The organism is Streptomyces drozdowiczii (genome assembly GCF_026167665.1).
In the GTDB taxonomy this organism is placed as follows: Bacteria; Actinomycetota; Actinomycetes; order Streptomycetales; family Streptomycetaceae; genus Streptomyces; species Streptomyces drozdowiczii_A.
On the sequence record NZ_CP098740.1, the window covers coordinates 6,795,650 to 6,817,826 of the forward strand.

General features: G+C 70.5%; 17 protein-coding genes and 2 pseudogenes. 6 read left to right on the forward strand and 13 right to left on the reverse strand.

Annotation, left to right across the window (positions count from 1 at the left end):
- Positions 1–25: 25 nt before the first annotated feature.
- From NEH16_RS30770 to NEH16_RS30785, 4 genes and pseudogenes are all read right to left on the reverse strand, one after another.
- A complete protein-coding gene (locus tag NEH16_RS30770) occupies positions 26–1,240 on the reverse strand; it encodes an ROK family transcriptional regulator (RefSeq protein WP_265546372.1) in 1,215 nt (404 codons plus the stop codon).
- Positions 1,241–1,257: 17 nt separating this feature from the next.
- Positions 1,258–2,085, reverse strand: coding sequence for a carbohydrate ABC transporter permease (locus tag NEH16_RS30775; RefSeq protein WP_073969373.1), 828 nt, complete (start codon positions 2,083–2,085; stop codon positions 1,258–1,260).
- A 113-nt stretch (positions 2,086–2,198) separates the two neighbouring features.
- Positions 2,199–3,179, reverse strand: coding sequence for a carbohydrate ABC transporter permease (locus NEH16_RS30780; protein WP_073969302.1), 981 nt, complete (start codon positions 3,177–3,179; stop codon positions 2,199–2,201).
- Positions 3,180–3,212: 33 nt separating this feature from the next.
- Positions 3,213–4,615, reverse strand: a pseudogene (locus tag NEH16_RS30785) (ABC transporter substrate-binding protein).
- 136 nt (positions 4,616–4,751) lie between these two features.
- On the opposite strand from NEH16_RS30785, the gene NEH16_RS30790 reads away from it, so the two are divergent.
- From NEH16_RS30790 to NEH16_RS30805, 4 genes and pseudogenes are all read left to right on the forward strand, one after another.
- On the forward strand, positions 4,752–5,798 hold the full coding sequence (locus NEH16_RS30790) for a zinc-dependent alcohol dehydrogenase (RefSeq protein WP_073969304.1): 1,047 nt from the start codon (positions 4,752–4,754) through the stop codon (positions 5,796–5,798).
- A gap of 71 nt (positions 5,799–5,869) precedes the next feature.
- Positions 5,870–6,670, forward strand: a complete 801-nt coding sequence (locus NEH16_RS30795; protein ID WP_265546373.1) for a sugar phosphate isomerase/epimerase family protein — start codon at positions 5,870–5,872, stop codon at positions 6,668–6,670.
- Positions 6,667–8,041: pseudogene (locus tag NEH16_RS30800) on the forward strand (MGH1-like glycoside hydrolase domain-containing protein). Before NEH16_RS30795 ends, NEH16_RS30800 begins: the two are co-directional and overlap by 4 nt.
- Positions 8,038–9,996 carry an amylo-alpha-1,6-glucosidase gene (locus NEH16_RS30805; protein ID WP_265546375.1) on the forward strand — a complete coding sequence of 653 codons (1,959 nt, stop codon included), beginning with the start codon at positions 8,038–8,040 and terminating at the stop codon, positions 9,994–9,996. Before NEH16_RS30800 ends, NEH16_RS30805 begins: the two are co-directional and overlap by 4 nt.
- 60 nt (positions 9,997–10,056) lie before the next feature.
- On the opposite strand, the gene NEH16_RS30810 is transcribed toward NEH16_RS30805, so the two are convergent.
- The 9 genes from NEH16_RS30810 to NEH16_RS30850 form a co-directional block, all read right to left on the reverse strand.
- Positions 10,057–10,587, reverse strand: a complete 531-nt coding sequence (locus tag NEH16_RS30810; RefSeq protein WP_265546376.1) for an EF-hand domain-containing protein — start codon at positions 10,585–10,587, stop codon at positions 10,057–10,059.
- A 126-nt stretch (positions 10,588–10,713) separates the two neighbouring features.
- Entirely contained in the window at positions 10,714–11,340 is a 627-nt protein-coding gene (locus NEH16_RS30815) for a hypothetical protein (protein WP_265546377.1), read from the reverse strand.
- 240 nt (positions 11,341–11,580) lie between these two features.
- Positions 11,581–13,140, reverse strand: a complete 1,560-nt coding sequence (locus NEH16_RS30820) for a hypothetical protein (RefSeq protein ID WP_265546379.1) — start codon at positions 13,138–13,140, stop codon at positions 11,581–11,583.
- Between the two features lie 172 nt (positions 13,141–13,312).
- Positions 13,313–14,515 (reverse strand): teichoic acid biosynthesis protein C, encoded by a 1,203-nt coding sequence (locus NEH16_RS30825; protein ID WP_265546380.1) that lies wholly within the window; start codon positions 14,513–14,515, stop codon positions 13,313–13,315.
- Between the two features lie 137 nt (positions 14,516–14,652).
- Positions 14,653–17,031 (reverse strand): glycoside hydrolase family 65 protein, encoded by a 2,379-nt coding sequence (locus NEH16_RS30830; protein ID WP_265546381.1) that lies wholly within the window; start codon positions 17,029–17,031, stop codon positions 14,653–14,655.
- On the reverse strand, positions 17,028–17,768 hold the full coding sequence (locus NEH16_RS30835) for a beta-phosphoglucomutase family hydrolase (RefSeq protein ID WP_265546382.1): 741 nt from the start codon (positions 17,766–17,768) through the stop codon (positions 17,028–17,030). Before NEH16_RS30835 ends, NEH16_RS30830 begins: the two co-directional genes overlap by 4 nt.
- A 96-nt stretch (positions 17,769–17,864) precedes the next feature.
- Positions 17,865–18,422 carry a GNAT family N-acetyltransferase gene (locus NEH16_RS30840; protein WP_265546383.1) on the reverse strand — a complete coding sequence of 186 codons (558 nt, stop codon included), beginning with the start codon at positions 18,420–18,422 and terminating at the stop codon, positions 17,865–17,867.
- Between the two features lie 122 nt (positions 18,423–18,544).
- Entirely contained in the window at positions 18,545–18,670 is a 126-nt protein-coding gene (locus NEH16_RS30845; protein WP_265546384.1) for a hypothetical protein, read from the reverse strand.
- Positions 18,671–18,857: 187 nt separating this feature from the next.
- Entirely contained in the window at positions 18,858–19,250 is a 393-nt protein-coding gene (locus NEH16_RS30850) for a hypothetical protein (RefSeq protein ID WP_265546385.1), read from the reverse strand.
- Positions 19,251–19,523: 273 nt separating this feature from the next.
- Here NEH16_RS30850 and NEH16_RS30855 point away from each other — a divergent pair, with 273 nt between their 5' ends.
- Complete coding sequence (locus NEH16_RS30855; protein WP_265546386.1) at positions 19,524–19,868, forward strand: hypothetical protein; 345 nt, start codon at positions 19,524–19,526, stop codon at positions 19,866–19,868.
- A 481-nt stretch (positions 19,869–20,349) separates the two neighbouring features.
- Positions 20,350–22,167, forward strand: a complete 1,818-nt coding sequence (locus NEH16_RS30860; protein WP_265546387.1) for a hypothetical protein — start codon at positions 20,350–20,352, stop codon at positions 22,165–22,167.
- Positions 22,168–22,177: the final 10 nt, after the last annotated feature.

Genomic DNA, 22,177 nt, shown 5'->3' on the forward strand with positions numbered 1-22,177 from the left:
CGGGCGTCCCGGGGCGCGGGCCGTCTCAGACGCCGTTCGCGCTCCTGGCGAGAGCCGCGAGGCGGGCGTCGGCGCGGTCGGGGGCGTACAGGTGGTCGATCACCATGCGGGCGGCTCCGACCAGGGCGGCGCGGTCGCCGAGTTCGGAGGTGACGACCTGGAGGTGTGCGGTGGTACGGGGCATGGCGCGCTGGTAGATGAGTTCGCGTACGCCGGTGAGGAAGGGGGTTCCCGCGAGGTCGCCGCTGAGCATCAGCACGCCGGGGTTGAGCAGGGTGACGACCGTGACCAGGACCTCGCCGACGCGCTGCCCCGCCTCCCGGGCGAGCCGGACGGCGTCGGGCTGGCCGGCGGCGAGGTGGTCGCGCACGTCGGACCCCGAGGCGGTGGGCACCCCGGACGCGGTGAGCTGGCTCGCGATGGACCGTCCGCTGGCGACGGCGGCGAGGCACCCGTAGGACCCGCACATGCACAGGGCGTCGGGACGGTCGTGCAGCCGGATATGGCCGATGTCGCCCGCTCCGCCGTCGATGCCCCGGTAGACCTCGCCCTTGACGACGACGCCGGCGCCGATCCCCGTGGACGCCTTGACCAGGACGAAGGCGCTGCAGTCCGGGTGGCCTGCCCGCTGTTCGGCCAGGGCCATCAGGTTGGCGTCGTTGTCGACGAACACGGGCAGCGGCCCCTCGGTCGGCATCGGCCCGACGTGCTCGGCCCATGCTTCGCGCAGCCGTTCCCGTACGGGGAAGCTGTCCCAGCCGGGCATGATCGGGGGCTGGACGATCCGGGCGGTCTCCCAGTCGACCGGCCCCGGTACGGAGAGCCCTATGCCGCACACCCGCTCGGCCCCCACGCCCGCCTCGGCGAGCAGCGGGCCGAACCAGCGTGCCAGCCGGTCCAGGGCGATGTCGGGGCCGTCGGCGATGACGAGGGCCCCGGTGTGTTCGGCCAGGACGGTGCCGGCCAGGTCGAGTACGGCGACGCGGGCGTGCCGGGTCTCCAGGTCCGCCACGAGCACGACGGCGTGCCCGGGGTCGAACTCCAGCCGGGCGGAGGGGCGTCCGCCGGTGGAGGTGCCGGTCGCGCCGCGCAGCCACCCCGCTCCGAAGAGCTGGTCGAGCCGGTGTCCCACCGTGGAGCGGGACAGGCCGGTCGCCTGCTGGAGCTCGCCGCGCGTGGTGGCCTCGCCGCTGCGGATGAGCTGCAGCAGATGTCCCGCGCCGGCCTGGTTCCGTGCCATCCCCGTGGTCCTCACCCTCAGCTCTTGTCCGCACCGCTGGTCAGGCCCTCGGTGAGGAGCCGTTCGGCGGAGAAGAACAGGAGTACCACAGGGATGGTGAGCACGACCGATCCGGCCATCAGCACCGTCTTGGACACCTCGATGCCGTTGGCCAGTTGCTGGAGGCCGAGCGAGACCGTCCACCGGTCGGGGTCGGCCGCCAGGAAGAGGAGGGCGAACAGGAATTCGTTCCAGGCGATCATGAAGACGTACAGCCCGGTGGCCATCAGGGTCGGCAGGGCGAGCGGCAGGATGATCTTGCGTACGGTCTGGAGCCGTGACGCCCCGTCGATCGCCGCGGCCTCCTCGATGCTGAAGGGGATGGTGACGAAGTAGTTCTTCAGCATGTAGATCGAGACCGGCACGGTCTGTGCGATGTAGACGATGGCGAGCCCGACCAGACTTCCCGACAGCCCCATCTTCGCGAACATGACGAACAGCGGCACGGCCAGCAGCGTGGCGGGGAAGAGATAGACGGCCAGGAAGAGTGCGCTGACCTGGCGGTTGCCGAAGAACTTCAGCCGGCTGACGGCGTACGCGCCCGGTACGGCGGCGGCGAGGGTGAGCAGGACCGTGGCGACGGCGACGAGCGCGGAGTTGACCAGCATGCCGAGGAAGCCCTGGCCGCCGTCCTCCGAGGACTTGAGGACGCTCTCGTACGTGTCGAGCGTGAAGTCCTTCGCCGATACCCAGAGGTTGCCCGGGTCGAGGAGCAGCGCGTCGATGGGCTTCACCGACAGCATCAGCATGTAGTAGAAGGGCACGATCGTGATCGCGGCGAGGAAGACGATCACCACCCAGCGCATGACGCCGAAGAACCGTTCCTCGAACTGGGCCCGGGTGAGCCGGTTCCGCCGTGGCGCGGGCAGCGGGCGGCCGGTGCGCTCCGTGCGGTCGCGGGTGAGGGTGGGGGCGGTGGTCATGCCGATTCCTCCTGCATCTTCTTGCCGAAGAACTTGAAGTAGATGCCCAGGAGGGCCATGAGTACGACGGCGAGGACGAGGGCCTGTGCGGACGCGGCCCCCACGTCGAAGCGCGAGGTGAGGAAGTCGTAGACGCGCACCGCCACCACGTCCGTGCCGGAACCGCCGCCGGTGAGCAGGTAGATGTCGTCGAACTTGTTGAACGTCATGATGAAGCGCAGGACGGACAGCAGGGCGATGACGGGCATGAGCTGCGGCAGCAGGATGTGCCGGAAGCGCTGGGAGAGCGTGGCGCCGTCGACCTCCGCGGCCTCCTCCAGGCCGGCCGGTACCGCCTGGAGGCGGGCGAGCATGAAGAGGAAGGCGAACGGGAAGTAGCGCCAGGTCTCGAAGGCGATGACGGTGAGCAGCGCCAGCGGGATGTCGAAGTGGACGCCCAGGAAACCTACTTCGTAGGACCTGGTGGAGAGGAAGGCGATGGGGTCGTCCCACCCGAAGAGCTTGCGGCCCCACTCGTTCACGATGCCGTACTGCGGGCTGAGCGCGACCTCCCAGACGAAGGAGACCGCGACGACGGGCGCGACGTACGGCAGCAGCATGGCGGCGCGCAGCACGCCCCGCCCACGGAAGGGCTTGCGCAGGGCGAGGGCGGCGACCAGCCCGAGGACGACGGAGCCGGCGGTGGCGCCGACGGTGTAGAGGAGGGTGGTGCCGAGGCTGCTCCAGAAGCCGGGGGAGCCGAAGACCTGGGAGAAGTTGTCCAGGGTCCAGCGGCCGAAGAGGCCGTTCTCCTGGATGTTCACCAGCTTGGCGTTCTGGAAGGCGAGCAGGACGGTCCACAGGATCGGCAGGATCACCACGACCAGGACCACGAGGAAGGTGGGGGTCACGAAGGCGAGCCCCGCGCGGTTCTCCCGCCTGCTCGAACTCTGCGATGGGACGCGGCGCTTCTTCGCGCCGCTCGTGATTGTGCTCATGGGACGGTTACCTCGTGGGGGAGCGGCGTAGGGCTACTGGAGGGACTTCTGGAGGGCGGTCACTTCTTCGTCGGCCTCCTCGGCGGCCCGGTCGGGCGACAGCTGGCCGCTGGTCATCGCGCCGATGGCCTTGGCGACGGGGAGCTCGCCGTTCGTGGCACCGACGAGGGTGCCCTGCCCTTGGGTGAGGCCCCACCGCTGCATGCCGCCGACGCCCTTGACGAGCTGGTCCAGCAGGGCCGGGGGTACGCCTTCTGCATGGATTCGCGGTGGTCGACGCCCATGACGCTGGCGCGCCAGTCCTGCTCGAAGGAGCCGGGCTTCTGTGCCGTACCGGTGCGGACGGGGAGCTTGCCCTCCGGGGCCATGCCGAACCAGTCGGCGTACCCCTTGCCCATCATGTACTCGATGAACTTCCGGGAGGCCCCCGTCTCGGCGGTCCTGGTGACCGCCCATGACGTGATCTCGCCGAACTGCGCGGGTTCCTTGCCGTCGGGCCCCTTCAGCGCGGTGACGACCCCGGTGTTGCGGGCGAGGAACTTGGGGTCCTTCTTGCACTCCGGGCAGCTGGGCAGCGCGTCGGAGCGCAGCCCCGCCAGCTCGTCGAGCAGGAAGGACGACCAGACCATCATCGAGGACTTGCCGGCGAAGTAGGTGGCGCGGGTGGTGTCCACGCTCTGGGTGCCGGGCGCCCCGTGCTCGCGGGCGAGGGTGTCGTACGCCTTGAAGGCCGTGCGGCACGCGGGGGAGTCGAGGGCGGGCTTGCCCGCCTCGTCGACCAGCTGGCAGCCGTTGGCCAGGGCGAGGTCCTCGAAGCTCTGCTGGGTGAAGACGTCCGAGGGGTCGGTGGCCAGCGAGATGCCGTCCCGGCCGCCCTTGTCGAGCGCGGCGGCGGCCTTCAGGGCGCTTCGGTAGTCGTCCGGCGCGTCGAGCCCGGCCTTGGCGAACAGGTCCTTGCGGTAGACGAGGATCTGGAGCCAGGCGTCGGAGGGGACGCCGAGCCGGGTGCCCCCGTCGGAGGTGAGCGCGAGCGCGTTGCTGTTGAACGTGTCCGGCCTCAGGTCCTTCACGATGCGGTTCGCGACCTCGGTGTTGAGCAGGCCGTTGCCGTACATCTGCCAGACCTGGCCCATCGGGACCGCTCCGATGACATCGGGGAGCTTGCCGGCCGCCGCCGCGGACATGATCAGCTGCGGCAGCTGTGCCTCGTCGACCCCGACGAGGTCGACCTTGACACCGCTCTCCTTCTCGAAGCGGCTGATGACCTTTCTGGTCGCCGCCATCCGCGGCGGCAGGTTCTCCTGCGACCACACCGTGATCCTGTTGTCGGGCCGCTCCGCGCCCGAGCTGCCGGAGCAGCCGGCCAGCAGGCCCCCGGCCAGGGTCGCGGCGAGCCCGAACAGGGTCACCCTCGACCGTCGGGTCTTCATCACCATGCTCTGTCCTCACGCCACTTACGCACTTACCTCACGCATCTCAGCATTACTTTTGCGTGTTGACAAGACATAACTCTGAGATATCTTCGACGGAAGTCAGCGAGCAACACCCCTCCAAGCGCTACCGGAGCTCCCCGTGGAACGCGTCGTCCAGTTCACCGGCCCCCGTCAGGTCGAAGTCGCCGAGCACGAGAGCGCTCCGCTGCCCGCCGGGCATCTGCGGGTCCGCACCCGCTACTCCGGCATTTCGGCAGGAACGGAACTCACCGCCTATCGCGGGACGAACCCCTACCTCACGCGCACCTGGGACGCCGAGGCCCGGATCTTCCGCGACGGGGCCGCCGGGATCGAGTACCCGGTGGCCGGCTGGGGCTACTCCGAGGTCGGCGAGGTCACCGAGGTCTCCCCGGAACTCGTCGGCACGCCCGGCATGCCGACCGTGGGCGACCTGGTCTGGGGCATCTGGGGCCACCGCAGCGAGGGCATCGTCCCGGCCGAGCGCATGGTCGGCCACACCCTGCCCGCCGGTCTCGAACCGCTCGCCGGGGCCTTCGCCCGGGTCGGCGCCATCGCGTACAACGCGATCCTGGCCGCCGACATCCACCTCGCCGAGGACGTCGCCGTCTTCGGCCAGGGCGTCATCGGCCTGCTCACCACCCGCCTCGCCCAGCTCAACGGCGCCCGCGTCACCGCGGTCGACGCGCTCGACGGCCGGCTCGAGACAGCCCGGGCCTACGGCGCGCGCCACACCCTCAACGCCCGCACCGAGAGCGTCGCCGAACGCATCCGGGAGGCCACCGGGGGAGCGGGCGCCGATGTCGCCATCGAGATCAGCGGGGTCTACCCGGCCCTGCACGAGGCCGTCCGCTCGGTCACCGTCGGCGGCCGGGTCGTGGCGTCCGGCTTCTACCAGGGCGACGGCGCGGGGCTGCGCCTCGGCGACGAGTTCCACCACAACCGGGTACAGCTGATCTGCTCCCAGATCGGCGGGGTCCCCCCGCAGCTCGCGGGCCGCTGGACCGTCGAGCGGCTCCAGCAGACCTTCCTGTCGCTGGTCGCCGAAGGCCAGGTCGATGTGGAGTCCCTGGTCAGCCATGTCGTCCCGGCGGCCGACGCCGCCGACGCCTACGTGCTGCTCGACGAGAAGCCCGCCGACGCCCTCCAGGTCGTCCTGGAGTTCTGAACCGGCGTACGCCCCCGACCCCACCCCCCCAGAACCCCGAGCGCCCTCCACCCGGCGCCGAAAGGCATCCCATGCTGAAAACCGCCTGCCAGGAACAGCTCCTCCCCGGCGACACGCTCCAGGAGAAGTGGGCCTTCGCCCAGGACGCCGGCTACGACGCCGTGGAACTGCGGTCCAAGGGCGACTTCCACTTCCGTGACCGGCTGCCCGAGCTGAAGCAGGCCCTCGCCGACGGCGTGGTCATGCCGACCGTCTGCGTCGAGATGCTGCACTTCTTCGCCGCCTTCGACGACGACCTGCGCCGCGACGCGATCGAGCAGATGAAGTCGCAGCTCTCCGTCGCCGCCGAGATCGGCGCGCTCGGCGTGCAGACCCCCGCGTCGTACGGCATGTTCTCGCGCAGGCTCCCGCCCTTCGAGCCGCCGCGCACCGAGGAGCAGGACCGCGAGGTGCTGCTGGCCGGTCTGACCGAGCTGGGCGAGCACGCCCGCCAGGAGGGCGTCACCCTCTACCTGGAATCGCTCAACCGGTACGAGGACCACATGGTCAACCGGCTGGACCAGGCCGTCGACCTGATCCGCGCGGTCGGCCTGGACTCCGTCCGCATCGGCATCGACAGCTACCACATGAACATCGAGGAGGCCGACCCCTCGGCCTCGATCCTGGCGGCCGCCCCGTACATCGGCCACGCCCAGGTCAGCGACTCCAACCGGTTCCAGCCGGGCGCCGGACACCTCGACTGGCCGGCCTGGATCGGGGCGCTGCACAGCATCGGCTACGACGGCTACCTCGCCGCCGAGTGCCGGCTGACCGGCGACCCCCTCGCGGCCGTCCGGTCCATCCCGTCCTTCCTCCGGAGGTCCGGCGCGTGACCTCGCTGCTCGAAACCCCCGTGCCCGCCGCCGCCGACGACCTGACCCTTCGGCGCGGCGCGGCACGGGTACTCCTCACCAACTGGACCGGCTCCTCCACCGTCCCGTCGCACGGCCTGTACCCGCACCAGTGGAGCTGGGACTCGGCCTTCATCGCGATCGGACTGCGCCATCTCTCGGTGCGACGGGCCCAGCGCGAGCTGGAGAGCCTGCTGGGCGCCCAGTGGGCCGACGGCCGCGTCCCCCACATCGTGTTCAGCCCCGAGGTACCCCTCGACGCCTACTTCCCCAGCCCCGACTTCTGGCGCTCCTCCACCGCCGGCGCCCCCTCCGGAGCCCCGGCGGGCACCGAGACCTCCGGCATCGTCCAGCCCCCGGTCCACGCGCTCGCCGCCTGGCTCGTCCACCGGGCCGACCCGGAGACCTCCCGCAGCCGCCGCTTCCTGCCCCGGCTGTACGACCGGCTGGTGGCCTGGCACGACTACCTCACGGACCGCCGCGACCTCGGAGGCGGCGGCCTGGCGGCCATGGTGCACCCGTGGGAGCCCGGCATGGACAACAGCCCCTGCTGGGACGGCCCGTTGCAGCGCGTCGAACCGGCCGCCCCCGGTTCGTACCGGCGCGCCGACCTCGCCCACGGGCAGGCCGCGGAACGCCCCACCGACCTGGACTACGGCCGGTACGTCCGGCTCGCCACCGACTACCGGGACAGCGGCTACGCGGACGCGCGAGGCACACACGCCTTCGCCGTCGAGGACCCCTGCGTCAACGCGCTGCTCATCGTCTCGGAACACGCCCTGGCCCGGATCGCCGCCGAAACCGGCGCGGACCCCGCCCCCACGAGGAGCGGGCGGCCCGCCTGACCGACGCCCTGGTGGAGCGGCTCTGGTCGCGCGCCGACGGCATGTTCCTCGCCCGGGACCTGGTCGCCGACGAACTGATCCCGAGCGCAGCGTCGCGGGGCTCGTCCCGCTCATCGTCCCCGGCCTCCCCCGGGACACCGCCGACACCCTGCTCGCCACGGCCCGGGGGAGCGGGTTCCTGCTCGGCCGGATCCCTATGGCACCCTCGTACGACCTCACCGGGCACGCCTTCGACCCGTCGCGCTACTGGCGCGGCCCCGCCTGGTTCAACACCAGCTGGCTGCTGGAGCGGGGGCTGCGCCAGTACGGCCAGACCCGTGAGGCGGCCGTGCTCCGGGCGGCCATGCTCGACGCGGCGGGCACCAGCTCCTTCGCGGAGTATGTGGACCCCTTCACGGCCGAGGCCCGCGGCACCCGCGCCTTCGGCTGGACCGCGGCCCTCACCCTCGACCTGCTGGCGGACGAGCCCGCTTCCCCGGACGCGCTATCGATCGGAGTACGCACATGAACGGCGCTCCCGGACCGGACACCACCCTGGTCCACGCGGGCACCTTCGCCGTCCTCGGACCCGACGGCGGTGTCAGAGGCCGCCGCGGAACCTCCCCCGACGGACTCTTCCACCGCGACGCCCGGCATCTGAGCCGATGGACCCTGACCGTCGACGGGGCCGCGCCGGAGGTACTGGTGCCGTCGTCCGGTGAAGCGTCCGCCCTCTGCGTCCTCACACCGCCGGGCACCCGGGACGAGCCGGCCGCGTACACCGTCTTCTGCGAACAGGCCGTCTCCGCCGGTGTGCTGACGGAGTCTCTGCGACTGGTCAACAACCGCCCGGTGCCCGTCGAGGCGGTCCTCTCCCTGACCGCGGACGCCGACTTCGCGGACCAGTTCGAGCTGCGGTCCGACAAGCGCCGGTACGAGAAGGACGGCGCCCGGCGCACCGCGAGCACGGACGGGGACGGAGTCACCTTCACGTACGAGCGAGGCGCATGGCGGTCGCGTACGACCGTCCGGTCGTCCCCCGCCCCGGCTGCGATCCGGCCGGTGCGCGCACCGGACACCGCCCACCGGCTGGACTGGCATCTGGAGCTGCCCTCCCACGGCGCGGCCGAACTCCTGCTCACCGTCACGGCGTTCGCCCACGGCGCACCCGCTCCGGCCGCCGTCCGCACCCCGGCCGAGGCCGTCGCGGAGCACGCGGCGGACACGGCGGCCTTCACGGCGTCTCCGTTGCCCATCCCCGCCGGGGCACCCGAGGGCCTGGCCGACGCGTGCGCACGCGGGCTGAGCGACCTGGCGGCGCTGCGTGTTCCGGCCAACGGCCCGGACGGCGAACGCGTCCTGGTGCCCGCGGCGGGAATCCCCTGGTTCCTCACGCTCTTCGGCCGGGACTCGCTCTTCACCTCCCTCTTCGCGCTGCCCTACCGGCCCGAACTGGCGGAGGGCACCCTGCGCGCCCTCGCGGCGACCCAGGGCACGGCGTACGACGCGGACCGGGGAGAACAGCCGGGCCGCATCGTCCACGAGATCCGGCACGGCGAACTGGCCCACTTCCGCCAGGTCCCGTACGGCCGCTACTACGGCTCGGTCGACGCCACCCCGCTCTTCCCGGTCCTCCTGGACAGCTATACGGAGACCACCGGCGACCGCACCCTCGCGACCCGCCTCGAAGACCAGGCGCGGGCCGCGGTGTCCTGGATGTTCCGCGACGGCGGCCTGGACGAGTCCGGCTACCTGGTCTACTCGCCCGACCCCAAGGGCCTGGTGAACCAGAACTGGAAGGACTCCGAGGGCGCGATCTGCTTCCTGGACGGCTCCCAGGCCGAGGGCCCGATCGCCGTCGCGGAGGCGCAGGGGTACGCCTACGATGCGCTGGTGCGCACCGCGCGGCTGGCCCGCTCGGTGTGGGGCGACGCCGCGTACGCCGACCGCCTCGACAGCGCTGCCGCCGACCTGCGGGAGAGGTTCCTGCGGGACTTCTGGATGCCCGGCCCCGACTTCCCGGCGCTGGCCCTGGACGGCCGGGGCCGCCAGGTCGACTCGCTGGCCTCGGACGCGGGCCATCTGCTGTGGTCCGGCATCCTGGACGCGCCACACGCGGAGCGCGTGGGCCGACGCCTGCTGGAGCCGGACTTCTTCTCGGGCTGGGCCATCCGCACCCTGGCATCCGGCCGGCCCGGCTACCACCCGCTCTCGTACCACCGGGGCACCTGCTGGCCGCACGACAACGCGGTCATCCTGCTCGGGCTGGCGCGGTGCGGCCTGAAGGAGGAGACACGCAAGGTCGCCCTCGGCCTGCTGGAAGCGTCGGCCCACCACGGCCACCGACTCCCGGAGGTGATGGCGGGCTACGCGCGCTCCCAGCACCCCCGACCGGTGCCGTACCCCCACTCCTGCTCACCGCAGGCGTGGGCGGCCGCGACACCGCTGGCCGTGCTCACGGCCCTACGGGAGACGGAGCACTGACCAGCGCTGCCTCTTCGGAGTCGTCCACGAGGCGGGAGCGGCCCCGGGCGGTCCCGCCTCTCAGCCCACCGGCTGTCCGACCAAGTGGTCCGATACCCCGGTCGCGTCGGGGGTGTAGAACTCCCTGATGGCCTCGCTCCAGGCCGGGACCGCTACCTGCTCCGTGCCCACGGGCTCCAGCGCGTCGAACAGGGCACGGGTGTTCGGCTGGGCGAAGCCGATGGCCGCCATGACCGCCATGAACGTCTCCCGCTCGACCAGCCCGTCACCATCCGGGTCCGCCACACCCGTGAGCGCCCCGGCGAACTCCGCGAGCGCCGGACCGAACCGCTGCGGGTCGAGGACCACCGTCCGGAACTCCTCGGGGTCCACCTTGCCGTCGCGGTTGGTGTCCGCGTTCTCGGCAAGAGCCTTCCAGAACGTCCGGAAGGCAGTCACCATCGCATCGCGCTTCTCCGCGCCCGCCTCAGGAACCGCAGCCGTGACCCTCCGGGCCATCAGCTCGAAATCGTCGGCCTCGATCGCCCCGTTCCCATCGGCATCGAACAACGTGAACACCAGCCGGACCCGCTCGACCGCTTCAGCGCGCATGAGCACCTCACCCCTCAGACAATCCGCGTACTTCGCATGACGAACCCTAGGGACGAACTGTCAGACGTTGTCCCCGCTCACACGGCGTTCACCCGAACGAGACCGTGATCGCAGCGCTGCGCCCGGTCAATGCAGGATGCTGACGGCGCGGGCGATGACGAGCAGGGACGTCGTCAGTGCCGCGATGCTCTCGATGCTCATCAGCAGTTTGGCGCGGCTGGAGAGCGGCATGGTGTCGGTGGGGCTGAAGGCGGTGGAGTTGGTTACGGAGATGTACAGGTAGTCCACCAGGGTCGGCACCCAGTCCGAGGAGACGCTCGCTCCGTCGGCGACCTCCTGGACCGCGTCGTCGTTCTCGTCCTGGGAGAACCGGAAGTCCGCCAGGGGCAGTTCGTCGCGGGGCGCCTGCGTCCGGGTGACGGGGCCGCCCCGGTCCAGTTCCCAGAAGGCCAGCCCGAACACGATGATGTTCGTCAGCCACACCTGCAGGGCGGCCGTGAGCAGCCCGGGGCCGTCCTTCACCCCGGCGTGGATCAGTTCGTGGATCAGGATGCCCAGCGCGGTCATGTTGCTCGCCGCGATCACGAGCACGAGCGTCAGGGACAGCACGCGGAACGTCCGGGTCTGGCGGGTCAGACGCCGGGGATTGATCGCCACCAGGGGAACGAGGAGCAGTACTTCCAGTCCGGGCAGGACGAACCGCGGAGCGACCAGCAGCTGCTGCGGGAGGGCCAGGTAGAGCACGATCGCCACAAGGGTCGCCAGGACAGCGGGGAGCCGTGCCTCACCTCGCCGCTCATGACGTGGATGCCTGAACTTCATCTCTGCCCGGCTCGTCACCATGGCCTACTCCCTTGTGACACGACTGCGCTGTGATCAGTTCCCTTCCCCCGATCCGGGCAAGGGTGCTGATCGCCCGCGAAGACCGTGTGTCGTCCCGCGCCCTCTCCGCACGCACGCGTGCGTTCAGCCGGCCATTGCCATGTGCGCGGGTCAGGCCGAGGACAACTGCTCGGCGATCTCCTTGACCCACGCGGCACTCCTGTCGGGGTCGTTGAGGGACTCCGCCCACTCGTCCGGGGTCAAGCCATGGTTGTCAGGGCCCGCTTTGAGAGCGACGAGAAGAGCCCTGGCCGAGTCGCGCATGCCGGACGACGTCTGGCCGCTCCCTTCGATACCCGCTCCCGCCGCGAGTCCGTAGATCCTGCGCGCCATGGCCTGGCGTTCGCCGTTCTCGACCTTTTTCCAGAACTTCAAGGCTTCCTTCAGAGCGTCGGGCCGAGAGGCGGGCGGAGCCGGGGTTTCGTCTGCCGCCGCCCAGCGTTCCGGGTGGCGTACCCCGTCGTACCGCTTCATGCCCGCGCGGCCCGCCTTGTACGCGGTGACGCCGAGGATGAGGCCGGCTGCTCCGGCGGCCAGGCCCCAGCCGACGGGATTGCTCGCCAGACCGGCTCCGCCCGCTGTGGCGGCGACCGCCGTCACGATGCCGCCCGCGGCCTTGGCGGACTCGCCCACGGCGGTGGCCGCCTGCTTGCCGATCTTGTTGCGCTGCTTGCCCAGCGCGTACGTGTGCACGGTGTTCATGGTGTTCGCGTCTTCGGCGCGCCGGATGTCGGCGGCGGCGTCACGGGCGGCGCCCGTCGCCGCCCAGGCGGCATCGATGGCCTGGGAGACACGGGCCATCCGGTCCTCGCCCTCGTGGTCCCAGTGACCGTCCAGCGCGACGTACGCGTCGTCCGCGGCCTGTTCGGCTTCCCGGCGGGCCAGATCCAGCCGGGCCATGGCCTCCTCGTCGGTGCGGTCGTGCCTTTCGAGCCCTTTCAGGGCGTGGTACTTGCGAGCGGTCAGCCCGACCCGTGTCGCCGCGCGGGCGCCCTTCACCGCTCCCACCACGCCGGAGCCGATACCGCTGACCTCGGATGCCGTCGCGGCGTGCGCCGCCATCTGCGCCTTCGTCAGTTCCTTGGCGATGCCGAGCGCGTAGTTCCCCGCTCCGGCGGCACCGACGACCGCGTCGGCCGTCTTGGAGTTCGCCTTCTTGTCCGCCGTGTGGAAGGCGGCCCCGTCCTTGTGCTTCGTGGCGTCCTTCCTGGCTTTGACCGCCTCCATTCCACTGAGTAGGGCGCCGGCCGTCTCCGTGACGAGGTTCTCCGATGCGGCGGCGGTCCCCGACGCGCCGGTGGAATGCTTGAGCCCCTCGCTCGCGGTCGCGGATGCCTGCTGGGCGAAGCCCGCGTTGGCGGGAACGTGGATGCCCTTGACGAAGGTGTCGATGAGTTCGAGGTTCTTCTTGACCTTGTCGAGCACTGCGGCGATCCGGTCGCGGTAACTCCTGGGAGCCGGGAGGGCAGCGGTGTTCTCCGCTGCTGTGCTCCTGGCGGCTTCGTCGGCGCGCTGCACCGCCGCGACCGCGACTCGATTGCCGAGGCTGGCCTGGATCGCGAGGAGCGGGTGGCCCGGCGAGACGAGGGACGGATCTCCGGTGCGGCCCCGCTCCCGGGCCGAGGGCGGGGCCGACTGCCGAGTCGGAGTGCGGTGGACCGGGGTGCTCATGACGTACCTCTCCTGTGCCGGACCGGGCGACTGGAGAGTAGTGAGGCCGGACCAACGGAAGGAGTACGGCGGGAAGATCCTTCACCGTTCACCGCCGGTGCGGCCTTCACCTGACGGCCACTTCACTGCCCCGCCTGCCGGCGCCGGCGGTGTGCCGGCCCGCCGACCCGGATCAGGACGGCTGGATCAGCCCCGCCTTCCCGTAGATCGTCGCCATGCGCGCCCCCGCCTTGCCCGAGGCGAAGCCCATCCCGATCTGGAAGACGCCGGGCTTGGCCGGGTCCGGAATGTACACGCCGAGCCCCTCCGGTTCGCGGTACTCCAGCGTGTACGCGGCCGCCGTGTGGGCGGGGTTGACGGTCTCCTTGAACGGGACGGGCGGCGCGGGGTCCAGGGCGCCCGTGGCGAGGTTGACCGAGGTGATGAACGTGTTGCCGACGCCCGGCTGGGAGATCACGACGCTCTCGTCGCCGACCTGCTGAGTGGAGTTGTAGCTGTTGCCGTGCAGCATGTAGAGGTACCGGCCGACGACCGCGTACCCCTGGAGGAACGGGTCGCCGTACGTGGAGAGGGGCCATCCGGGAACCGCTGTGAGCCTGGGTTCGCGGATACTGGCGAGGGGCTGGGTCCAGACGCCGAGGCGGGCCAGGTCCAGATCGTGGACCTGGAAGACGAACGCCCCGTCGGCGTCGCGGAAGCGGATGGCGAGGCGGCCGTAGACCGGGTCGACGGAGGCGGTGTACGTCGAGCTTCCCGGGACCGGCTGGTACGTGGCGAGTCCGGCGGACCCGAAGTCGAGGACCTTGCCGTTGACGAACGGGAAGCGGGCCAGCCGTTGGCCGCGACTGGTCTCCCTCTCCTTGTCGTCCGGGTACACCGGGTCCTGCACTATCTGGCCGTTCGTCTCGGTCCACAGATACGCGGTGCTTCCGACCGGCTCGACGCCGATGCTCATGCCGTGGCCGAAGCCGCGCAGGTACATGTAGCCGAGCGTGTTCCCGGACATGTCCCACTTGGTGATCGTCAGATCGCCGTGCCGGTTGCGTTCGGTGGCGCTCACGGGGGCGGACTCGCCCGCGAGCTTCAGTCCGCCCTGCGTCACCTGCGCCAGGTAGATGTGCCCGTTGGCGTTGTCGTAGCCGAAGGACTGGAGAATCGTCGCGTCGCGCAGCGGCTTCTCGCGTATCCACTTGTCCGCCGCGCTGTTCAGGTCGAGCCGGGGCGAGGGCACCAGCAGCGCCGAGCCCGGCGTAGGGTGCGTGGCCGCGGAGGCTGTGCCGGTGCCGATCGACACGCCGGCAGCGGTGAGCGCGCCCGCGCCGCTCCACGCGATCAGGGAGCGGCGACTGGGGTGGGTGAGTCTGTCGTGGGTCATGGTGCTCATCCAAGCCGGGCACCCGACCGCACTCAACCCCACCCCCCGCTCAATTCCGGCATCCAACGTGCGGACGGCGCCGACGGCTTCGAGCGGCCGGCCGGGCACGCCCGGCCGCCCTCTCCTTTTGGAGTGCGTCAAGTAGCACGGGGGTCCAGCCGGTCGGTGGCACCCGGACGGCGGTGCAGTGGCTGCTCGGGCGTGGGCCGCCGCTTCGGCGGGGAGATCGGGAGGGTGACGGGCTCTTCGCCGTTCACATGGACCTCCGCGCCGTGGTGGTGGATCGTCAGGGGATCGCCGAGCAGCAGCGAGTACATCGCCTTGTCCGGCTCGATCTCCACCTGGAGGCACCGGCCGCGGAACTGGAGCCGGAAGGCCAGGCGGCTGAACTTCTCGGGCAGCCGGGGCGTGAAGCGGAGGCTGTCGCCGTCTCGTCGGGTGCCGCCGAATCCGGCGACCAGCGCCATCCAGGTACCGGCCAGCGAGGCGATGTGCAGTCCGTCGCGGGTGTTGTGCTCCAGGTCGGCCAGGTCCATCAGCGCGGCCTCGGCGGTGTAGTCGTAGGCCAGCCGCAGATGCCCGGTCCGGGCGGCGACGACGGCCTGGCAGCACGCCGACAGGGAGGAGTCCCGTACGGTCAGCGGCTCGTAGTAGGCGAAGTTCGCGGCCAGCTGGTCGTCGTCGCAGTGGGTTTCGAACCAGCTGCCGCAGGTGTACATGGCCAACACGAGGTCGGCCTGCTTGATCACCTGCTTGCGGTAGATGTCGAAGTAGGGGAAATGCAGCATCAGCGGGTACTGGTCGGCGCGTGTGTTCGCGAAATCCCAGCGCTGGTGGTGGGTGAAGCCGGCGTGCTGCTCGTGCACGCCGATCTCCTTGTTGTAGGGGATGTGCACGGCCTCCGCGGCGTCTCGCCAGGCGGCGCTCTCCTCCTCGTTCACACCCAGCCGGGCCGCCTCCTCCGGGTGGCGTTCGCACACGTCCGCCGCGGCGAGGAGATTGGAGCGGGCCATGAGGTTGGTGTACGTGTTGTCGTCCACGACGGCGCTGTACTCGTCCGGCCCTGTAATGCCGTCGATGTGGAAGACACCGTGAGGGTCGTGATGGCCGAGGGAGCGCCACAACCGCGCCGTTTCCACCAGGAGTTCCAGGGCCGTCTCGCGCTCGAAGGCGCTGTCGCCGGTCACCGCCGTGTGGCGCACCGCGGCGTGCGCGATGTCGGCGGCCACATGGAAGGCGGCGGTGCCGGCCGGCCAGTACGCGGAGCCCTCCGAGCCGTCGATGGTCCGCCACGGGAACGCGGCACCGCGCAGTCCGAGCTGGGTGGCCCTGTCCCGGGCGGCGGGCAGGGTGGCCTGCCGCCAGCGCAGCGCCTCGGCGACCGCCTTGGGCTCGGTGTAGGAGAGGAGGGGCAGCACGAACATCTCGGTGTCCCAGAACGCGTGGCCGTCGTAACCGGAACCGGTCAGCCCCTTGGCGGGGATCGCCCGCTGTTCGGCGCGGGCACCGGCCTGGAGCACATGGAAGAGGGCGAAGCGGACGGCCTGCTGGATCTCCTCGTCGCCGTGCACCTCGACGTCGGCACGGGCCCAGAAGTCATCGAGGTAGGCCCGCTGCTGCGCCACCAGTTCGTCCCAGCCACCGTGCGCGGCGGCAGCCAGTGCGGCCTCGACCTGATCGCTCATAGCGGGCCGGGAACGGGCCCCCGACCAGCCGTGGGCGACGGTCTTCTGCACCCGCAGCCGCTGTCCCGGGTCCAGGACGGAGGTGATGGTCAGGCGGGCGACATCCGTGTTGCTCTCGCTGCTGGTGGTGATCTCGCCGGGGGCGTCCACGACGTGGTCGGCGGCCACGGCCACCCTGAGGCCGCTGCGCCGGGTGCGGTGGACGAGACGCAGCCGCGACCCGACGGCCTGGTCCTCCTCCGGCTCCAGCGGGGACTGCAACGCCTTAGCCGTCCGCGGGTCGCCGTCCGCCGAGGGCAGACTCTCGTTGGTCACCAGCTCCGACTGGATGACCACCCGGGTCCGGCTGTCGACGGGCTCCACCTCGTACTGCACGGCGGCGATGGCCCGCTGGGTGAGGGAGACGAGCCGGGTGGAACGCACCCGGACGGTCGTACCCGCCGGGGAGGTCCACTCGCAGCTCCGCTCCAGCACACCGCGCCTGAAGTCCAGGGTGCGTTCGTGCTTGCGGAGCCGCCCGTAGCGCAGGTCGAAGGGCTCGTCGTCCACCAGCAGCCGCAGCAGCTTGCCGTTGGTGACGTTGATGACGGTCTGGCCCGACTCGGGGTAGCCGTAGCCCGCCTCGGCGTACGGCAGCGGGTGCAGTTCGTACACCCCGTTGAGGTAGCTGCCGGGCAGCCCGTGCGGTTCGCCCTCGTCGAGGTTGCCGCGCCAGCCGACATGCCCGTTGGACAGGGCGAAGACGGATTCGCTCTGCGCCAGGAGATCGAGGTCGAGAGCCGTCTCGCGTACGCGCCAGGGCTCGACGGTGTACGTGCGGTTGGTGATCACGCGCTGCCTCCGAGTTCGGCGAGGTCCTTGACGACACGGTCGGCGCCGTGGGCGTACAGCGCGTCGGTCTGCCCGACGCGGTCGACGCCGACTACGAAGCCGAAGTGCCCGGACCTGCCCGCGTCCATGCCGGCCAGCGCGTCCTCGAAGACGGCGGCCCGGGACGCGTCCACGCCGAGGTCCCGGGCGGCGGCCAGGAAGGTGTCGGGGTGCGGTTTGCCCGGCAGGCTCCGTTCCCGGGCCACCACGCCGTCGATCCTTACGTCGAACAGCTGCTCGGCGTCGATGGAGTGCAGCACGTCGCGGGTGTTGGCGCTGGAGGAGACGATCGCGGTGGCGAGCCCGGCGGCGCGAACCGCGTCGATGTAGCGCAGCGTGCCCTCGTACGGCTCCACACCGTCGGTACGGATCTTCTCCAGCAGGAGCTCGTTCTTGCGGTTGCCGACCCCGTTGACAGTCCGGGCGTCCGGTGGATCGTCGGGGGTGCCCTCGGGCAGTTCGATGCCCCGGGAGGCGAGGAAGGAGCGGACGCCGTCGGCCCGGGGGCGGCCGTCGACGTACTCGTCGTAGTCGGAATCGGTGAAGGGTCGGAAATCCGCTCCGTCCCGCTCGCGCAGGAAGGCGTCGAAGGTCGCCTTCCAGGCGGCGGCGTGCACCACCGCCGTCCTGGTGACCACCCCGTCGAGATCGAAGAGACAGGCCTGGATGTCTTCGGGAAGTCCGAGCTGTGTCGTCATGACCCCACAGTTCCCCGCCGGGGCCGGTCCGATCGGCTGACACGCTGTGAGCTGCGTCGCCGACTTGCCCACCTCTTCTACGTGACGGGCGGGGCCTTACCGCGCGGATCGGTCCTTCCATTCACGGTCGAGGATGGCGTGGACGACGGAATCGCGCCATCGGCCGGCCTTGATGATGTGCTCGCGGATGGTCCCCTCCTCCACCATCCCGGCGGCGGCCAAGGTTCTCGCCGACGCCGTGTTGAGTGGGGACCGTGCTCCCCAGATCCGATGCAGGTCCAGCTCCTCGAACCCGAGACCGAGAATCAGGCGGACCGTTTCGAGGCCGAGACCGGAACCCCAGGTGTCGGGGCGGAGCGCGAAACCCATCGTGGCCCCGCGCGGCTGATGAGGATCGGTGGCGAGCCGACCGAACCCGATCAGTTCCCCCGAGTCCTGCTGCACAACAGCCAGCCCGTACTGGGTCCGGGGCGTCTGCGTTGCCGACGCGACGAACCCGGCCACGATCTGTTCGACTTGCCCGCGCGTGCGCGGCTCGAAGGCCATGTGCTCGGTCGCCGCGGCACTGCCATAGATGGCCAGCAGGGCGTCGACGTCCTCGTCGGCGAGTTCACGCAGACCGAGACGACAACTGGAACGGCTGACCGGGTACATGAACTGGACCCTAGCCTCTCGGCCCCGCGCCGAAGCCGTCGTCCCCACCGCGCACGAGGCCGGGGACCTGGAACGGCCTTTCGGCCAGGAAGAACCGACCCCGTTCAGAGGCTGGACGAGCTCTAGGCGATGGTGGCGTTGAAGAAGGTGATGCCTGCGCCGCAGGCGCTTGCGCCGATCAGTACGGCGGTGGCCGGGTCGGCACCTCCGAGCGCGGCCACGGTTCCGGCGCCGATACCCACGAGCACGCCGAGAAGCAGGATGAGGGCAGAGCGTTGGCTCAGTAGCGAGTCTCGGTCGGTGTGCAAATGCCACTCCCAGGATCGTGCGCGCAATGGCGGTACAGCGCCACCGCCGCGATTGAGCACCGATAGTAGCATGCGTGAGAGTTCGTGAGCAAGGGTGAGAATCGGAGGATCGGGAGGTGTCGCACGCTCAGCGTCGGCGGAGTGTCTGGAGGAGTTCACCGCTGTCGTCGAGGACCCAGAAGCCCCAGCCGTTGCGGTTGGGCTTCACATGTGGCTTGAGGGCTTGCAGGACCGCGCTGGCTGCCCCGCTGGGGGTACGGTACGTGCCGGCCGCCGGGCCCTCGGTGATCGTGAGCGCTTGGGTTGCGGGATCGTACAGACCGGGGACGTGCGCTCCGTTGTAAATGGCATGGACGGCAACCGGGTTGTTCGCAGGGGCTGATGGGGCTGCGGCGGGGGAGGGGCGCTGGAAGTGATCGACCAGTCGGCGCACCGCCTCCCCGGGGGTGACGTCCCAGGCGCGGGCGAGCAAGGTGATCTGGGTGTGGGTGACGTCGTCCACCGTGATGTTCTTGGGCATGGGGGCAGTCTACCTCCAAAAGAGAGAATGTGAGGAAAACCGAGATCCGTGTCTCTTGCTTTCCCAACGATTCCTGCGCGGCGCTGTGTATACACGCGATGTGAACGCTGCCGTCCAAGGCCAGGAGGCCGGCCGCCCGTGTCGCGGCGTCACCCGTTTGGAACGTTCCTTTCGGTGGTGGGAGTCGTTGGGGACCATGGAATCCCCTAAACGATCACGATCGAGTGCGGCACAGAGGGAGCCGGCGGTCGGTGTGGCTACAGGAGGTATGGAATGTGCTCTCTGCTGGAGAGCTTCTTCGACACGATGGACGAGCTGCACGTCGACTTCCGTAGACGCCTGGAGGACATCGAACGGGAAGCACGCCCCGCCCCGCTGCCGAGCGCCGGCACCGAACACGCGGCGCACACCACGCACTCGGACAAGTACGAGGAGATTCGGTACCCGCTCGGGCTGCGACCGCTCTGGACCGACGAGCACCCGTCCGCCGAGCCCGTGAAGAACAGCGAGGAGAAAGGGTTCTCCGGCCCGGTCGCTCCGCTCCTCGGGGAACCGCCCCACGCAGAAACGATCGTCCGCGTGATGAAGAGGCAGGCAGGAACGATTCGCCGCGCCTAGACCAAGCGGTCGGCTTTCCCGGCAGTTATGAGGAGTACAGAGACTTTGACGAAGCTCATCGCAACCGTTCTGTTCACCACGGCATTCGTTCTGGGTACGGCGATGGCCGCCCCATCGGATCTGACCGACTCCGCCGCCCACTTCATGAAGGACGAGGCCCCATGACCCGGAACTGAGGGCGGAAGGCTATGAACGGCCCTTATCAACAGGGCAGTTGACCGCCGTGCCCGGCGCTGACCGCACCCGCGTCGGCACGGCCGGCGGCCGGCCCATGACGGAGTTGCCGGGTGCGCGGAACGGCGCGATGCTGGTGACACAGGCCATTTCGAGAATTCCGCAACGCGCGATCGAAGGCCCGGCCGGCCGCAGGGAATGCGCACCGCGCCGACCGCCCGACCGCACCCGTCGCGGAACTCGTCCGGTGGGCACCGACACCCAAAAACCGGTGGGTCATCACCGACACCCAAAAGGGGTGTGCGTCATGATCGACGCCCGAACCCATGTCGTCGCCCTGTCGCAGCAGCTCAACACCCTCACGGCCGCCCCCGTCGACCCGGCACTCGACGCGGCCCGCAACCAGCTCGTCGACGACTGCGCCGACCACCCCGCACACGCCCGACTCGGCGCCCTGCTCGACCACGTCCTCGCCCACGCCGCATCCGACGGCACCGAGGCCGACCTGCTCGAGGAAGCGGCGAGGATGTGGACGGACGGCCTCGCCCTCTACGCCGAGATCGGCAGAATCCGCGGCGAGATCGAGACGGCCCTGTCCGACCCGTCGAGCCCCGAAGCCGCGTCGAGATTCTGCGAGGCCACCCTGAGCCTCCGCCACGCCACGAGCGACGCGAAGGGCACGTTCCTCCGGATGGACAGCCTCGGCAAACGCCTGCGGACCATGGCCCACATCCCACGCCACCCGCGCCAGCAGGACGAACCAGTGTCCCAGTGGGGGTGGGGAGACGTCTTCCTCGCCCGCAGGACCGACGCGCTCGTACGTACCGCGTTCGGCGAAGCCCGTACGGGGGAGACCCGCGCCCTGGCCTTCGGCATCCTGTCCGGCTACTCGGCGAACGCCGTCGGCTCCGTCTACCTGACCCAGGTCGTCGGCGGACCCCGCCGCTCTCACCGGCTCCGGGACCGCATAGCCCGTAACGCCATCGGATCGTGGTGCGGCGAGCGGTATCCGGAGGTACGGAGCTGCCGCGAAATCGCGGACTCCCTGCGCTTCGACAACGCACCGGAGGCGACCCTGCCCGGCGAGACGGCCGACTTCCTCACGAGGACGCTGAGGGAGACGTACGACCTGTCGCGGCTGAGCCCGGTGCCCGATCCGGCCCTGGGCTACGGGCGCCTGATCAGGCAGCTCGAACTCCTCGACACCTTCGTCCAGCCGCCCCCGCCGGCCCTGCCACCCGCCTCCTTCGTCACGAAGTTCTTCGCCGACCCCGCGCACCCGCCCCAGCCGGCCGTCACCCCGGAGACGGCCACACCCCCGTACGCCCACGGGCCCGGGGTGAAACCGACCACCTACCACGGATACGGCGGCGGACAGGTGGGGCCCCCGACGGCGACGGACAGCACCGCCGACAGCGAGAGCGCCTGCGGCAGCTTCTGCCTGGCCGTGCTGGCGTTCCTCTGCTTCGCCGTACTGCTCGGAGGCCCGTGCTGGGAGGAGTGGGGCGAGGAGAAGAGCTGCACGTTCTGGGACAAGCATGTGGCGGAGAACTGGCGGAACGCGTTCACCAATGACCTCAGCCAGGCCGAGAAGGACGCGCTGGCCTCGCAGAGCCAACCCCTCACCGGCAGCGGCTTCGCGGCGGCCGCCAGGGTGTCCCAACTCGACGAGCTGGTCTCCCAGTTGTTCGACCTCCACGTACGCCTCTGGGAGGCACTCGGCAAGGCGGCCGCCTACCTGTCCGGCTGCGGCCTCATCTACCCGGAGGGGCGGCTGGGCTTCCCGCTCTACCACCAGTTCCTCGCCGTACCGAGCGACACCCTGCAGCCGCATCGCCCCGAGACGGACGACGTCCGCACGTTCTACCGGTATCCGCGGACCGAGATGGAGCACCCGGTCGACTACACGAAGACCGTTCCCGTCGGCGCCGACCCGGGCATCGTCCTCACGGCCACCGGCCCCGACTGCGTACGCAGGTGGGAGGAGGCCGCCCGGGGCACACCCGGCGACACAAACCTCGACCTCGACGCGGACCGGGGCACGGCCCATCCGTGCTGGGCCACCCGCGGCTCGATCGAGGACGACCCGGTGGGCGTCGACATCCTCGCCTACCAGGACCTGTGAGGACCCAGCC

Coding starts and splice junctions, on each gene's coding strand:
- NEH16_RS30770 (WP_265546372.1), bottom strand. CDS start 1,240: ATGGCACGGAACCAGGCCGGCGCGGGACATCTGCTGCAGCTCATCCGC.
- NEH16_RS30775 (WP_073969373.1), bottom strand. CDS start 2,085: ATGCGCTGGGTGGTGATCGTCTTCCTCGCCGCGATCACGATCGTGCCC.
- NEH16_RS30780 (WP_073969302.1), bottom strand. CDS start 3,179: ATGAGCACAATCACGAGCGGCGCGAAGAAGCGCCGCGTCCCATCGCAG.
- NEH16_RS30795 (WP_265546373.1), top strand. CDS start 5,870: ATGCTGAAAACCGCCTGCCAGGAACAGCTCCTCCCCGGCGACACGCTC.
- NEH16_RS30805 (WP_265546375.1), top strand. CDS start 8,038: ATGAACGGCGCTCCCGGACCGGACACCACCCTGGTCCACGCGGGCACC.
- NEH16_RS30810 (WP_265546376.1), bottom strand. CDS start 10,587: ATGCGCGCTGAAGCGGTCGAGCGGGTCCGGCTGGTGTTCACGTTGTTC.
- NEH16_RS30820 (WP_265546379.1), bottom strand. CDS start 13,140: ATGAGCACCCCGGTCCACCGCACTCCGACTCGGCAGTCGGCCCCGCCC.
- NEH16_RS30825 (WP_265546380.1), bottom strand. CDS start 14,515: ATGACCCACGACAGACTCACCCACCCCAGTCGCCGCTCCCTGATCGCG.
- NEH16_RS30835 (WP_265546382.1), bottom strand. CDS start 17,768: ATGACGACACAGCTCGGACTTCCCGAAGACATCCAGGCCTGTCTCTTC.
- NEH16_RS30840 (WP_265546383.1), bottom strand. CDS start 18,422: ATGTACCCGGTCAGCCGTTCCAGTTGTCGTCTCGGTCTGCGTGAACTC.
- NEH16_RS30850 (WP_265546385.1), bottom strand. CDS start 19,250: ATGCCCAAGAACATCACGGTGGACGACGTCACCCACACCCAGATCACC.
- NEH16_RS30855 (WP_265546386.1), top strand. CDS start 19,524: ATGTGCTCTCTGCTGGAGAGCTTCTTCGACACGATGGACGAGCTGCAC.
- NEH16_RS30860 (WP_265546387.1), top strand. CDS start 20,350: ATGATCGACGCCCGAACCCATGTCGTCGCCCTGTCGCAGCAGCTCAAC.